13 protein-coding genes are annotated in these 15,312 nt (G+C 37.1%); 6 read left to right on the top strand and 7 right to left on the bottom strand.

Features of this window, described 5'->3' with window-relative positions; translation table 11 throughout:
* The first annotated feature begins 15 nt into the window (after positions 1–15).
* The gene (gene nhaC, locus R6U77_RS06445) at positions 16–1,386 is read left to right on the top strand and encodes a Na+/H+ antiporter NhaC (protein WP_319837847.1); all 1,371 of its coding nucleotides are present in this window, start codon (positions 16–18) and stop codon (positions 1,384–1,386) included.
* A 49-nt stretch (positions 1,387–1,435) separates the two neighbouring features.
* Here nhaC and R6U77_RS06440 read toward each other — a convergent pair whose 3' ends face one another.
* Complete coding sequence (locus R6U77_RS06440) at positions 1,436–2,287, bottom strand: AraC family transcriptional regulator (RefSeq protein WP_319837846.1); 852 nt, start codon at positions 2,285–2,287, stop codon at positions 1,436–1,438.
* 114 nt (positions 2,288–2,401) lie between these two features.
* A complete protein-coding gene (locus tag R6U77_RS06435; protein WP_319837845.1) occupies positions 2,402–2,842 on the bottom strand; it encodes an 8-oxo-dGTP diphosphatase in 441 nt (146 codons plus the stop codon).
* 222 nt (positions 2,843–3,064) lie between these two features.
* Between R6U77_RS06435 and R6U77_RS06430 the strand changes: the two genes are divergently transcribed.
* Entirely contained in the window at positions 3,065–3,472 is a 408-nt protein-coding gene (locus tag R6U77_RS06430) for a hypothetical protein (protein ID WP_319837844.1), read from the top strand.
* Between the two features lie 50 nt (positions 3,473–3,522).
* A complete protein-coding gene (locus R6U77_RS06425) occupies positions 3,523–8,385 on the top strand; it encodes a DUF4132 domain-containing protein (RefSeq protein WP_319837843.1) in 4,863 nt (1,620 codons plus the stop codon).
* A gap of 226 nt (positions 8,386–8,611) precedes the next feature.
* Here R6U77_RS06425 and R6U77_RS06420 read toward each other — a convergent pair whose 3' ends face one another.
* Positions 8,612–9,739, bottom strand: coding sequence for a DUF418 domain-containing protein (locus R6U77_RS06420; RefSeq protein ID WP_319837842.1), 1,128 nt, complete (start codon positions 9,737–9,739; stop codon positions 8,612–8,614).
* A 9-nt stretch (positions 9,740–9,748) separates the two neighbouring features.
* Complete coding sequence (locus R6U77_RS06415) at positions 9,749–10,606, bottom strand: helix-turn-helix transcriptional regulator (protein ID WP_319837841.1); 858 nt, start codon at positions 10,604–10,606, stop codon at positions 9,749–9,751.
* A gap of 155 nt (positions 10,607–10,761) precedes the next feature.
* Here R6U77_RS06415 and R6U77_RS06410 point away from each other — a divergent pair, with 155 nt between their 5' ends.
* Both R6U77_RS06410 and R6U77_RS06405 read left to right on the top strand, forming a co-directional pair.
* Positions 10,762–10,884: a hypothetical protein gene (locus R6U77_RS06410; RefSeq protein ID WP_319837840.1), complete on the top strand. Its 123-nt coding sequence runs from the start codon at positions 10,762–10,764 to the stop codon at positions 10,882–10,884.
* Positions 10,885–11,078: 194 nt separating this feature from the next.
* Positions 11,079–12,011 carry a bile acid:sodium symporter family protein gene (locus tag R6U77_RS06405; RefSeq protein WP_319837839.1) on the top strand — a complete coding sequence of 311 codons (933 nt, stop codon included), beginning with the start codon at positions 11,079–11,081 and terminating at the stop codon, positions 12,009–12,011.
* Positions 12,012–12,054: 43 nt separating this feature from the next.
* Here R6U77_RS06405 and R6U77_RS06400 read toward each other — a convergent pair whose 3' ends face one another.
* Genes R6U77_RS06400 through R6U77_RS06390 form a run of 3 tightly spaced genes read right to left on the bottom strand, consistent with a single transcriptional unit; the run spans position 12,055 to position 14,280 of the window.
* On the bottom strand, positions 12,055–12,924 hold the full coding sequence (locus tag R6U77_RS06400) for a GNAT family N-acetyltransferase (RefSeq protein ID WP_319837838.1): 870 nt from the start codon (positions 12,922–12,924) through the stop codon (positions 12,055–12,057).
* A 19-nt stretch (positions 12,925–12,943) separates the two neighbouring features.
* The gene (locus R6U77_RS06395; protein WP_319837837.1) at positions 12,944–13,648 is read right to left on the bottom strand and encodes a tubby C-terminal domain-like protein; all 705 of its coding nucleotides are present in this window, start codon (positions 13,646–13,648) and stop codon (positions 12,944–12,946) included.
* A 50-nt stretch (positions 13,649–13,698) separates the two neighbouring features.
* Positions 13,699–14,280 carry a hypothetical protein gene (locus tag R6U77_RS06390; RefSeq protein ID WP_319837836.1) on the bottom strand — a complete coding sequence of 194 codons (582 nt, stop codon included), beginning with the start codon at positions 14,278–14,280 and terminating at the stop codon, positions 13,699–13,701.
* A gap of 94 nt (positions 14,281–14,374) precedes the next feature.
* Here R6U77_RS06390 and R6U77_RS06385 point away from each other — a divergent pair, with 94 nt between their 5' ends.
* Positions 14,375–15,235 carry an AraC family transcriptional regulator gene (locus R6U77_RS06385; RefSeq protein ID WP_319837835.1) on the top strand — a complete coding sequence of 287 codons (861 nt, stop codon included), beginning with the start codon at positions 14,375–14,377 and terminating at the stop codon, positions 15,233–15,235.
* Positions 15,236–15,312: the final 77 nt, after the last annotated feature.

Below are 15,312 nucleotides of genomic sequence, written 5' to 3'. Positions count from 1 at the left end.
AAGAGGAGGCTCCTTATGTTAAAAGCAAAAACAACCCCTATATTTTGGGAAGCACTTATAATTGTTTTCGTAATCATTGGCGTTATGAGTGCTAGTATTATTAAATTTAGCGCGCCACCACATATACCTATTCTTATTATCGTCATATTGCTCATTGCTTATGGTTTACTAAAAAAAGTACCGTTCCAACAGCTCCAGCAAGGAATGGTGGACGGAGCACAACCTGGACTCGCTGCTGTTTTTATTTTTTTCTTAATCGGCATACTTATTAGCAGTTGGCTTATTAGCGGAACGATTCCAACATTAATTTATTACGGTTTTTCCATAGTTAGTGCTAGCTTCTTCTTTGCGATTGTTTTTATTATTACATGTATTATTGGCATTACTATTGGTAGTTCATTAACGACCGTCGCAACAGCAGGTGTAGCCTTTATTAGCATTGCGAGTGCGCTTGATTTATCGCTCGCATTAACAGCAGGTGCCATCGTATCAGGAGCATTTTTTGGTGATAAAATGTCACCACTTTCTGATACGACAAATTTAGCATCAAGCATTGTTGGTATCGACCTATTTGAGCATATTAAAAATATGGCTTGGACAACTGTGCCTGCTTTCATTCTTTCAATTATTGCTTATGCCATTTTGTCGCCGAAGCATACAACTGTATCTCTTACAAATGTCGAAACTTTCCAAGCCGCATTACTTGAAACAAATTTAGTACATTGGTACGCTTTATTACCTCTCGTATTATTAGTTATTCTATCAATAAAAAAAGTGCCTGCATTAGTGACACTAGCAATCGGTTCGATATTTGGTATTGCGTTATCCTTTTTGCATGACCCACTTTCCCTAACAGCTATTTTAGACATTTTATTTAATGGTTATGTGCCAAATACAACGAATGAGGCCGTTAATGCACTACTACATCGTGGAGGAATTGCGAGCATGTTTTTCACGATTACATTAGTATTGCTTGCTTTGAGCATGGGTGGCCTATTATTTACCTTAGGCATTATTCAAAGTATCTTTGCTAAGCTTGAAGCTTCCTTAACAACAGTACGCTCTGTTATTACAGGCACTGCGATTACAGGCATTGGCGTAAATACGTTAATTGGTGAGCAATATTTAGCTATTTTATTAACAGGGGAAGCTTTTAAAGAGCAATATAAAAAAGTTGGGCTTGCCCCTAAAAACTTAGCACGTGCAATAGAAGACTCTGGAACAGTTGTTAACCCTCTTGTCCCATGGAGTGTCTGCGGTATTTTTATTACAGATATACTGGGTGTCTCTACAATCAACTATTTCCCATTCGCGTTCTTCTGCCTACTTGGGCCTGTTTTAACAGTGTTTTTCGCATGGAGTGGAAAAACACTGTCGAAAATTTAAAACAGCTATCTAATTCAATTGTGATTTGCTTGAATTAGATAGCTTTTCTTTATTTACTTGCGATTACTGGAACCCATAATTCACTACTAGGCACTCGGTCTGGTGCTAATTGATTTTCGATACATGGTAGATTCGCTAATTCATAGCCTGAGGTTGGCAGCCACTCTGTATATAAGCGTTGCCATGCCTCTGAAATATTTGGGAAAACAGCCCATGTACTTTTTGGCAATACGATTTTCTCCATATCCGTTGGTAGCTCGCCTGTATAGCGACACCCCATCAAATAGTCAAAATCTTCATCTGTAATCGCCGCTTGTTTACCTACTACTCCTAAGATGCCCTCCATTTTGCATTGTGGATGCTCCCATGACATATCAATTAATCTGTGTAGCAACCCGCTTTCTGTTGCCTCTCCCCATAGCTTTGGAATAACTTGAAAAGCATCCTTCGTTGTCACCTTTTGTTTAATACCTACAATCTCAATTTCAAAATCCAACACTTCAATTCTGTAATCCATTTCTACAGCCCCTTTAATTGAAATTTGAAAGGAAAGTCTCGGAATGGCTTTTAATTCAATCCCTTTATTACGAGCTGCTGTTGGATTCACTCCATGGAGGCTCTTAAATGCGCGACTGAAGGCATCTGGAGAATCATAGCCATATTTAAGGGCAAGGTCAATAATTCGAACATCACTATTATTTTGAAGCTCAAATGCTGCAAGTGATAGGCGTCTTCGTCGAATGTACTCAGACAAAGTCATTCCTGTCATAGATGAAAACATTCTTGGAAAATGATACTCAGGACAGCAAGCCAATCTCGCTACTTCTTTAAATTCTATTTCATCTACTAAGTTTTCTTCAATATAATCCATCGCTCTATTTACTCTCTCTAACCAATCCATAAGTTCTCCTTTCAATACCTACTATAGGTGAGGGCCTGTTGTTCTATCCGACATTTGATGCTCAATAAATGTCGGGTGTCAGGTATTTTCTCTGGGCTAGCCACTCTTTTTTACTTAATAGCGCTTCAATTGTCCTTCATCATAAAACCCTTCTACAAATGCTTTTTCAAAAAACATCGGTAGTCGCTCCTCCATACCTTCCGCAAACTGGAGCTGCGCTAACTCATTCTTATGTACCCAAAATACATCGCCCTCATCCGTTTTATGTAATAGTTCCCCACTGTATACACTCGTTCTATAATTAAAAACAAAATAGCTTTCATCTTTGTCCTTGTTATACCATTGAATAATGCCGCATGGCTCTAAATTTGAAATCGTTAAACCTGTCTCCTCTTTTATCTCTCTAATAGTAGATTCAACAATGCTTTCACCCTTTTCCACATGCCCTCCTGGAAATGTAATGCCCTTCCACGATTTAACCCGATTTTGTACGAGCACCTTATTATTTTCTTTATCATAAATCATACACATATTCGTTAATGTAACATTAGCCATCGTTTACTTACCTCCCTCTTTTATTAGAATAGCATTGTTCAAACTTCACATGAAAATATTTTAATGATTCAAAAGACATCTTTACAAATAAGAACATACGTACTATATTAAGCTTAATAAAAAAATATCTACACCTTTAGCATCATTTTAATATATTTGACGATAAATGATTATTAATCAAGAAAGCTCATTTGTATAATTGAAAATAAAGAGGTGGGAATATTGCGAATTTATGCCAAAGTAAAATCTATAGGTAAACGAAAGCCAGTACTAGAGCTACAGCCTTTTGAGATAGCGCCCGCTGCAACGTTGCGTGAGCTTGTTACACAAATCGTTCAGCAAAACGTCCAATCTTTTAATGAAGAGAAACCATTCACACGCTATTTATTAGAAAACGATATCGAAACTGCTTATGAACAGGGCAAAGTAGGGTTTAATCATAAGTACAATGACCAAAAGCAATCTGAACAACCTGCAATTGAGGAGGCGCTGTTAGCATTTGAAGATGGTATCTATAAAGTGCTTCATGGCGAGAAAGAGCTTACTACATTAGATGAGTCTTTACATATAAATGAAGATGATATTTTTACATTCATTAAGCTAACAATGCTATCCGGACGCTTATGGTGAAAATATGGAAGTGGTTCACAAAACTTTTGAAAAGAGAGGCGGAAAATCCTTTGAAAGAGCAATTATTGGAGTTTTTACAATCAATCGAGCAAAAAGCAAAAAAGGAAGGCTATGAATATCCATATGACCATGTGGAGAAATTCGAGATACTAATTAAAGAGCATAAGCTAACGACTGTTGAGCAATTATTTGATGTAGGGCTTTTAGAGGCTTTAACGACACTTTATGATCGGGATTTTGCCGAAGAGCTAAAAGTTTATTGCATCAAACAAGTAACTCAAGCCTTTCAACAAGGTATGTACCGCCGCTCAGCACATAGTGATTCCATTGATCAGCATGCTAGTAACATTTTGTCTATTATTCTAGCTGGCACACTAAATAAAGATGTCAACGTTGTTGATACGCTAAGCCACTGTCAAGCAAGGTATTATCGAGGTATTGTTAATTTTTATGTTGATCAAAAAGAAAAGCCAGTCGCTTCACAGGATTTTGTTGAGGCAAAGTTTGCTCAATTATTAGCGGAAGATGATACAGCAGCTGTGCAATATGTACATGAAGCTATTTTCGGTGAAAACAATGTAGCGATGTTATCCCATCAATTAATTCGAAGCATTGTTGGCAGCAATAATATGAAGCTCGTTGAATGGCTAGGACAGCTATTGCTTGCTGCCCAACGTCAAGAAGGTACACGTCAAGCTATTTTAGAAAATGCAGATAAAGGCACACCTCAAGTGCTTATTTACTTTATGAAGCTCGTAAAAGAAAACGATTTATTACGCTTTTCCTCTGTGCAACGCGCCGTAGAAACATGGGTTGGTCTAGCCTACACTGTAGATGATAAAAAAATCATACAGAAATTGCTTGATATTTCCTATGACCTTTTAACGAAGAAAAGGGATATTGAACCACTTTTACAATCAGAAGATGCTATTGAAAACTATGCGGCACTCTGGGCAATTGCTACACTTGATGTGCAAAATATTAAGCCTGCTTTACAACACCTGTTCCAAGGTAAAAAACATCAAATACTGTCAGCTTTATACTTTGCTCATGCAACAAATCTCGAATTTTACTTACGCTTCCCAATTATAGATGTAATTATGGAGCATGATGATTTAGATATTTTAACACTTGCTATGCAGGATGTTTTACCAATCTCTATGTATTCAAAATATCATTTTTACGATAACAATATACACCCTGATTACTTTGAGCATTATCCAAAAGCATTCATTACACGTCTTGAGCAAGTAGCTGAGCTGATGAAAAAGCAGGAGCACACATTACAAGGTAAGCCGCTTCCATGGGTAAATTACACATTAACAAAGGAATATGTAATCAACGGAACAATGCTGCTAGCTGTTTACTGGAAAGACCTTAATTATGTCATGAAAATTTATGAAAAGCGCGAAGCATTAACACCAAATCAACGTGAAAATTTGCTTGGCTTTATAGTAGAAAAATTAAAAATGCCTATAGCCAAGTCATTTTTAGTGGAATGTTTACAGGAGCGTGGCACCCGTGAGCTCGCTTTAAAGTTGATTAAAGAGCAAAAAGAGCCATTAGACGATGCGCAAATTGAAGCTGTCGAGCAGCTCTTTTATTTAAAATCTGGTGCAACAAAGCAAGCGCTTGTTAAAGTGCTTATATCACAGCCACCGACAAAAATAATAGAGAGTGCCGAGCGTTTAGTAAAAAATTCGAAGCAAGACTTACGCTTAGGTGGATTAGAGCTATTAGTAGAATTAAAAAAAGCGAGTAATATTAGCAGTCAGGAAATCTCCACAATTACAGGGTTTATCGCTAAGCCTACTGTCAAAGAACAAGAATTGATTGATGTTTTAGTGGAAGATACTAGTCAAAAAACACTTGCAGGTGGTTATGGTATTTTTAATCCAAATTACTCTAAAGAAGCTATCCCACCGCTAAAAATAACAATTAACAATGCGACACAAGCAATAACATCCTTTGATATAGAAAAACTCAAGCCAAAACTGCAACGTCTATCGGATTTATTTGAGGAAAACGCTGCCTATGAGTATCAGGCACGTGGGTGGAATGGTAGCAGTTATGATGCAATCCTTGGTAACTATTTCAGCCCACTTTTCGGCACTGAAGGCGAGCATATACACGCCTATCCTTTAGCAGATGTTTGGCTACAGTGGAAAGAGGATGTACAATTTACAAACCTCGATTGCTTATCGGTTATCCTTTTCGCAAAACAAGGTTATTATGGCAAAGAGCCATGGGATCAAGGCTTAACTGAGGAGACAAGAGAGACATTATCACAATGGATTAATTTCGATAATATCAATGACTTCAATTATTGGATCAATACATTAGCACATAGCAAAAAAATATGCGATATTATCGGCTTGCTCTGCAATACAGAATACGACCATACAGAAATTTTCAACTACGCACATAGCGCACTTGTCGAGATGTTCCAAAAACTCTCAGCAGAATGGTTTAAACGTATTAATATAGAGTCTGAATGGTCTAAAGATACTTATGAAACATACTCGCTTTACCGAAGTTTAATGTGGTTTTGTGAGCGTTACCTTGATACAGAGCAACAATTCATACAGCTCTTCTCTCTTCGTGCAGCAATTACTACATTACATGAACAGCATAACCGAGAAACAAAGCAAGGTGCTGCGTACTTACCGATTTTATATTCGAATGATGAAGCAATTGCACGTGCACATAGTTTAGGACTTGTACCGATTGACGCTTGTTATTTAAAAATGTTTAACCCACTTGAAGATCGATACCATGCAGCAGATTTATTCAATTCAAAAAAACGTGAAAAATTGGTTGTTAGCTATCCATTTTTAGCTGAAGTATATGATAAATCAGCCAATCGTATTATCGATATTGAATTGAGTCGAGGTGATTTACGTACTGAAGTAAGCCATTTAGCCAATCATTCATTAATGCCGATTGTTGGAGTAAATGATTTTACACGTATTTTGCATGCTTTAAAGGGTCTCACATTAGTGCGTGGCTATGCATGGGCAGGTGACTATACAAAGCGCGAAGTTTTTTCAAGTATGCTAAGACATTGTCAACCAGCACTTGAAGATACAGTAGAGAATTTAGCAGGAGCATTAAAAGCATATGATATTACAGAAGAAGAGCTATTAAATGCGATGATGTATACACCTGCCTATACTTCGCTTGTAAATGAATATTTAGGCTGGGCTGGGCTTGAAAGTGCTGCATGGTATTTCCGTGCACATACAACAGACACGTTAAGCGATGAAAGCATGAGCCATATTCAACTTTATACGAATATTACAGCAACTGAATTCCATGATGGTGCTTTCGCAAAGGAATGGCTACTAGAATGCTATAAAGAGCTTGGCAAAAGTCGCTTTGACAAACTATATGAAAGTGCCAAATATATGTCAGAGGGTGCGACTCATCGGCGCTCTCAAATGTTCGCAGATGCTGCACTTGGTCATTTAAAGCTTAAACCATTAATGGAGGAAGTTGCTGATAAGCGTAATAAAGATAAGCTACGCTGTATCGGTCTTATACCACTCAACAAGCGTAATCCACTGAAGGATGCGTATCAGCGCTATCAATTTATTCAAACATTTTTACAGGAAAGCAAGCAATTTGGCGCACAGCGAAAAGCAAGTGAGAGCTTAGCTTGTCGCATCGCCACTGAAAACTTAGCACGTAACTTAGGTGATGATGTAACACGCTTTATATGGCGTATGGAAATTTTCGAATTAGATACAATTCAAAAGTATTTCGAGCCTATTGCTGTCGATGATATTACGCTACATTTACAGGCCGATGACAAAGGTCTTGTTAATTTTGTTGTGGAGAAAGCTGGCAAGCCGTTAAAATCTGTACCAGCTCGCCTGAAAAAGAACAAAATTGTCGAGGAAATAACAGAAGTACGTAAGCAATTACGTGAGCAACAAAGCAGATCACGCAAAGCATTTGAAGATGCGATGGAAAAGGGAATTATCTTTACATTTAGTGAAATGAAGAACTTACTTGCACATCCTGTTTTAGCACCGATGCTAGAAAAGCTATATATCGTTAGCGGTGCAACAATTGGCTTAATTAAAGATGTGGAGCTTGATGATGATGCAGAAGTGCGCATTGCACATCCATATGATTTATATGAGTCAAAAAGATGGACTGAAATCCAGCATGAAGTTTTCACAGAAAAGATTGTACAGCCATTCAAGCAAGTATTTCGTGAGTTATATGTTGTCAATGCAGATGAAAGTGAAAAAAATGTTTCCTCACGCTATGCAGGACATCAAATTCAACCACAGAAAACGCTTGCTCTATTAAAAACACGTGGCTGGTTAGCTAGCTATGATGAAGGACTGCGCAAAATTTATTATGACCAAGATATCGTTGTAACAATGTATGCCATGGCAGATTGGTTCTCACCAGCAGATATCGAAGCACCAACGCTTGAATACGTCGCATTTTATAACCGTCGCACAGGTAAGCCCATATTATTACAGGACGTACCACCTCTTATTTTCTCTGAGGCAATGCGCGATGTTGATTTAGTCGTGAGCGTAGCGCATGTTGGTGGTGTAGACCCAGAGGCGAGCTTCTCGACAATTGAAACACGTGCCGCAATTGTACGTGAATTAACACAAATGCTGAAGCTAAAACAAGTAACTGTTGAAAAGCAATATGCATTAATCGAAGGCTCACTTGCACGTTATAGCATCCATTTAGGCAGTGGTACTGTGCATAAGGTTGGTGGCGCAATGATGCCAATTTTAGCTGTTCAATCACAGCATCGTGGACGCATTTTCCTGCCGTTTGCTGACGAAGACCCACGCACAGCAGAAATTATGTCGAAAATCGTGCTGTTAAGCGAAGACAGCAAAATTAAAGACCCTTCGATTTTACAGTGGATTAAATAACATATCCTTCTCTTAATAAAAAGGTCATTAGGAAATACAGATAGGTATCTGTTTTTCTAATGACCTTTTCTTTATTCATTTAGTAAAAAATAATATTGATAATCGATTCCTCATATGGGTGAATGGATTTTATAGTTTCTAGCACTTCTTTGATTTTCATGTGCCTACAGTGCAACTCCATTTTACACTCCGTTCCAAATGAAATGCCCTCTTTTAATGTTTTGTGCTACTTCCCTAAATAAACAAACTTCCGCAGCACCCATTCCACTGGTCCTATTGAAAAGCGTTTACTATATAAATTCGCTAAGTACAATTGCAGCGAATAAATCACTAACGCAATTAACAGACCAAGTGCTACACCTAGCTCACCAAAAAAGCCTAAGCCGTAACCATAGAAAATTGTCGTACAAATAAGCGATTGCATTAAATAATTTGTTAATGACAGACGACCTAAATTAACGAAGCTTTGTGCATACTTGCTTTCCTGTGCCGACATAAAAATAATTACAAACAGTGCCATATAACCAATTGCGAGCATGTACGCTCCTACACCATGCATTAATTTTGCGACAAAGTGGTCAAAGAATAGCAAAGATTTACATAATAAACCTATCGGAATAAACACTGTTAAACGCTTGAGCAATGCCTTCTTGTCAGCAATATGCTTAAAGAAGTCAACCTTTGCTGCAGCCATTCCGAGTAAAAGAAATGGTCCAACAGCGAAAAAGGATAGGACAACCATCATCACGAAGGTCGCTATTAAACCTATCATATAGAAAATCAATGGCACGTCATCCGTTGAAGCAATACGGTTTTGAACAACCTCTACATATGAGCCATTTTTTAAAATATCGAGTGTTGTTGCCATATCTGCTGCCATAAGTGTCATCATGTCTGTTTTGACTATCGTAAGTGGTAGCATACAAAGTGCTAAAAGGGCTGCCCATATTAAAAGCGTTTTGATTTTACGTTTGATAAATAACATAAAAATAAGTAAACCCGAGCCATACATGAGTAAAATATCGCCATCCCATACGAATGTAATATGTAAAAGGCCTAATAAAATTAAGCCAATTGCGCGTCTCCATAAAGGACCTCGCGTTTTTAACTCCCTTTTCTCTAGTGAATGAACAAATAAAATAACACCATAGCCAAATAAAAAGCCAAAAATCGGATAAAACGAAGCTTCCACAAAAACCTTCGTAAAATAAAACGCAATTTTATCTAACCATGCTGTCGGCTGAATCGCCGCTAATGTCACATTGGCATATTGAAAATGCAGCATATTGGCAATCAAAATACCAAGTAACGAAAACCCTCTTAATGCATCAATTACTTCAATTCTTTTCTTCATTAAAAACCTCTATTCTTCAAATGATAAATTTACTGGCTCATCCAATATATCGGATTGAATTTCCAAATTTGTAGATAATACACTCTCATCTACTTCTTCAAATGTCAATTGATCTACCCATACTTGACCACGTCCTGATAAGATGATGCCAAATGAAATAACAGTGCTTTCTTTAGGCACCTCCAATACAATGGAATATAAACTCCAATTCGTTGTTCCCGTTATCGAACGATTACTCATATTATCGAACTGTATAGTATCCCCATTAGCATTGTCCACTCGCATCCACATACTTGAAAACAGCCCGACATCCTTTGTTTTCAAAAAGCCAGAAAGTCGGATGCGCTTGTTCACATAATTGTCTGCTTTAAATTGCTGCATCATCGTTGCAAAGCTATCCCCTTCTAAAACCGTTTTCGATTTTAAATAACCTGATGCTTTACCTTGATGTACAACTGCATGGTCCACTCCCATTTCATAATTATATGGGTCTGAGCCACTTAAAATCCAACCTTTTACTGATTTATCCATAAATGATTCCTCCTTATTTTTCCACATAATTGACATCAGTTTGCGATATTGCCCTGGGGGTAAATGATAATATTTTTTAAACGCCCTTGTAAAAGCCTCCTGTGATTCAAAATAATTGTGAAAGGCTATATCAATAATTTTTTCCTTCGTATATAGCAGCATTGCTGAGGCACTTGCTAAGCGACGCATTCTTATATATTCTGCAATGGACATGCCAACATATTTTTTAAAAACCCGATGAAGATGAAACTTAGAAAACCCTGCATGCTTGGCGATACGCTCAATTTCCAATGGCTCATGCAAATGCTCTTCTATATAATTAATCACTTTATGCAAAGCAGCTCCCTCCCTTCATAAATAGCATAGCAAAATCAACAATCGCTTTTTTGATTTTATTTGCTAAATAAAAAAATGATAGATTTATCAATAACAAACGAATATAACAGTGAACAGCTTTTCGTGGAAAATGTTCGATTGAAGTGAGGTGCGTTATGGACGACAAAATTATTGCCTATATCAAACAACAACATGAGCAGGGTATTTCTTTATTGCTTGGGCAATACGGTGGCTTGATGAAATCGATTATGTATAATACAGTGATGGAAATGGTATAAACATTAAACATTATCAAGGTGCTTCTTTCGTTAATCGTGACTTATATTTACAGGTGCTTGCTAATGAACAGCCTATCAGCGAAAAAATAAAAATTAATTAAAAGCATATTGCCTTATCGCAGAAATAATTCACAAAAAAATCAGAAAATTGAACACATTTTGTGGTATTATTTCTTAACGGAGGTGTATTTAATTTGAACATATTAGCGAAAATCAGTCAATTTGCTGGAAAAACATTTGCGATTTGGGTATTAGTGTTTGCAGCATTTGCTTTTTTCCTTCCTGACCAATTTACATGGATTGCTCCATATATTTCAATTTTACTTGGAGTGATTATGTTTGGAATGGGGATGACCATTTCAGCAAACGATTTTAAGGAAGTTGGGAAACAGCCTGTGAAAGTAATAGTCGGGGTATTGGCACAATTTATTGTCATGCCTTCACTTGCTTTCATTTTAGCGAAAGGATTGCAGCTAGAGCCAGAAATTGCGATTGGTGTTATTTTAGTTGGCTGTTGTCCTGGTGGTACAGCATCAAATGTTATGACCTTTTTAGCAAAAGGGAACTTAGCTCTTTCGGTAGCTATCACTTCTGTCTCTACATTGTTAGCACCTGTTGTCACACCAGCACTTATTTATTTACTTGCAAGTGAATGGATGGAAGTATCTGCTGCTGACATGTTTATGTCTGTCATTAAAATTGTACTTATTCCTATTATATTAGGTCTTATTGTACAAGCATTCTTTAAGCAGCAAGTGCAAAAAGGGGCAGATGTATTACCACTTATTTCTGTTATAGCAATCGTACTTATCGTTGCTGCTGTCGTTTCGACAAGCAAAGATAAAATTGTAGAATCTGGGCTCATTATTTTTGGTGTTGTTATTTTACATAATGGTCTTGGTTATTTATTAGGTTTTTTAGTTGGCAAGTTGTGTAAATTTACATATGCTGACCAAAAAGCAATGGCCATTGAAGTTGGTATGCAAAACTCAGGATTAGGTGCTGCTTTAGCAACGGCTCATTTCAGCCCACTAGCTGCTGTACCTAGCGCTATTTTCAGCTTTTGGCACAACGTTTCAGGTGCTCTTCTCGCTACATATTGGGCAAGAAAAGCTGAACGCAAGTAAGCCATCTACTGTTGGGAAGTGCTCAACCTTCCCAACAGCTTTACTAGCAATGCCCTGTCAATGGAAACATAAAGTTTCCCATCAACAACGGCTTTTTTGAGAAAACAAATAAAGCATCATCATCATTTGGCTTAGTTGTTGCTGACATGTTTTCCATTGTAAAATAGCATATAACCTTTTTCGTCGTTGCCTTCACAACACTTGCCAGTATCGCTTCCATATTCGGTGCATCTAATGCAATAATATCGAAAATATGGAGCGTCCCCTCTTCCTCCTCCATTAGTACAATCGTTTCTAAATCCTCTATATAAAAGATTACCTCCTTAAATGGAATTGTGAAATAAAACATTAACAGGTTCGCATTGTTTTCCACATCTAACATATTTGAATTAATAAAACGGTTTTGTGCAAATTTTTCGAGCAAGGCACTATCATTTTCAATCGTTAATTGCTTGAGTTTCGTATCTCTCACTTCAATAGGATTCTTCTCTAAATCTAAGCTAAACTCACTTTCATCAATGCGTGTAAAGCCAAATTTCGGATAAAAATCCAGTACCGTTTCATTTGCAAATAGAAACATCAAATCGCATTGCGCTTCATATTCATCCATAACATGCTGCATCAGTTTTCGCGATAAGCCTTGGTTGCGATAGCTTTCGTCTGTCATGACTGTGCCAATTTGAATAGCACTATATTTTTCTCCATCAATTACAACTGTCATTTTATTAATAGAAGCATTTGCAATCACTCGTCCATTGTCAATAAATGAATATGGCACATATTGCTCATTCCAGTAGCCTCGTTCATACCAAGCTCTAAAATCAAGTTCAAATGTTTTCATCGCTAGCTCATTAAAGCTCCCTCTTAAGCTTTCATTATGACGGTAATCCTTGATAAATTCATAGTTTGCCAAGTACAGTTCCTCCTATGTATTACTTGCTTTTAAAATAATATGCGTGCAGCATAAGTGCAACGATATGTGTGGGACAGTCCTCTTGCACATCCAATACATGGACATTGCTAACTAGGTGATTGCGCTTCATTGTTCCTACTGTACCTTGCGTATCCTGTAATGCAATAGCTGAGGAAACAGTTGCTGCTGAAGTAGTGAATGTTTTATCAGCAAATGTCAATTCCATCATCTCCTTTAATTTTACAGTATTCTTTATATTTATGCGTGCATATGCCTGACCAATGACCACACCATTTTTGTATATTTCCCAATGCTCTTGTGTCAACGAGCGGTTTTTAGATTTCCAGCGTACAATATAATTGTCCTTATCTAGTTGTAGCTCCAATGTTAAATACCAGTTTGAGCCTACAATATCAGCGACAATTCGCTGCCACTTCTTTTCAAAATAACGCCTTATATATCCCCGTTTAACATTCCCTTTAAATAAAGGCTTGTTAGTCAAAATGGTGGTCTGTCGCTCATAAAATGACCAGCCTGCTATATTATTAGGTTGATAATTTTGTTCCTTCTGTACAAGTCTTTTGCTCAAAAACCAAATGAACGCTGCTGCAATTAGCAAAAGAAAAGTGGTGGCAAATGCAGTCATGCTAAATAATCCATAAACTAAATATCTAGCGAGAATTGCCAATTGCACTAATACAAAAAGCAAAATTAAATGGTACATGTTTTTCACCTCTGTTTATTTACATACATTTTTGATAAGAGGTTTCGCCCCTAATCCTCCCAATAAAAAATCGCATCCCATATTAAATATTCTCTCGGCTCTCTAAAAATAGTGGCGATATTTGCTTTAAAAGGGAGCGGCTTTTCCACATCTTCCTTATGCAAAATTGTATAATTATATTTCATAAAAAGACGCTGCAAGCCTTCATATAGCTCGTTTAAATGTGGTGGAATTAGCAGCTCCTGTGGAGTAGCTAAAAAAGTCCCTCCACTACTCAACCATTTTCCTTCTAAATAGTTATCCGATTTGTTCCCAGTGCCAATTAAAACAACAGGCGCAAGCATACTAATTTGTACAATAAGGCCCTCTTTATCTTCTTGCACTACACCGTTTCCAAGCTGTGTTTGTATAACTGTACTCTTTTCGTATACAAACCATCGCATATACGATGCATAGCCACTCCCAAAATGCAGTGGCTCTTGTTCACATACTATTTTTCGAGACTTCTCTAACTCTGCTTTAATTCTCTTTAAATAACTAAAAATGGATTGCTCATCCGTTGTATTGTAAGGAAAGATCTCTCCAATTACCTCACCTTGAATCAGCTGTTTTAATTGTTCATTTGTAAACATTTTTGAGCTCCTCTCTTCGATTATTTCCGTTGCAAAAATATCGAGTAGTGATGGTCGTTATTCGTTATGATAACTATACAAGGGAGGGAAAGCAATGCTACAGCAATTTAATGAGTTAATGGATTATATCGAGGAGCATTTAACTGAGAGCATTTCGAGTGAGACAATTTCGCAAATTGTTGGATTATCCGACTATCATTTTCGCAGAATGTTTTCTTATATGGCAGGCATGTCCTTAGCAGAATATATCAGAAACAGACGATTATCCTGCGCGAATGTAGAACTCGTCAATGGTGCAAAGGTGACGGATATTGCCTTTAAATATGGCTATCAATCCATTGATGGCTTTTCAAGAGCATTTCGTGAATGGAGTGGCTTTTTGCCCTCTGAAGTAGTGAAAAATAAAATCCAAAAAACATTTCCAAAATTTTTATTTTTTATTGATATTAAAGGAGGTATTTCAATGGAATTCAAAATTGAAAAGAAAGCAAAATTTAACTTAGTCGGTGTCACAAAAAGAGTACCCATTCAATTTGAAGGCGAAAATAATGTCATTATCGAATTAGCAAAAACAATTACGGAGCAACAAAGAGCAGAGATGCATGAATTAGGCGATTTATATCCGCAGCAAGTGTTAAATGCCTCTTATCATTTTGATGAAGGTCACTTAGAGGAAAAAGGAAATTTAACACATATGATTGGCTTTGCAACGACGAAGGAAAATTCATATGATGACTTGGAACAACTCACAATAAAAGAAAATACATGGGCAATCTTCCCAAATAGCGGACCATTTCCTGCTACGTTACAACAAACGTATGCCAATATTTATGCTGTGTGGCTGCCATCATCAAATTATGAGCTATTAAGCGAGCCAGTGATTTCCTTCACGCGCTATGATGACCCTGCTGACAATGTTTATAGTGAGGTGTGGGTTGCGGTGAAGGAAAAATAATCAAACAAGGTATACATGTTTTCGAATTTTTATAAATTGTGTTTGTGCCTGACACTTTAGATAATGAAGTATACTAA

Source organism: Lysinibacillus louembei (genome assembly GCF_033880585.1).
In the GTDB taxonomy this organism is placed as follows: domain Bacteria; phylum Bacillota; class Bacilli; order Bacillales_A; family Planococcaceae; genus Metasolibacillus; species Metasolibacillus louembei.
Note: the sequence above shows the minus strand (reverse complement) of the source record. Positions and strands in the feature narration are given on the sequence as shown.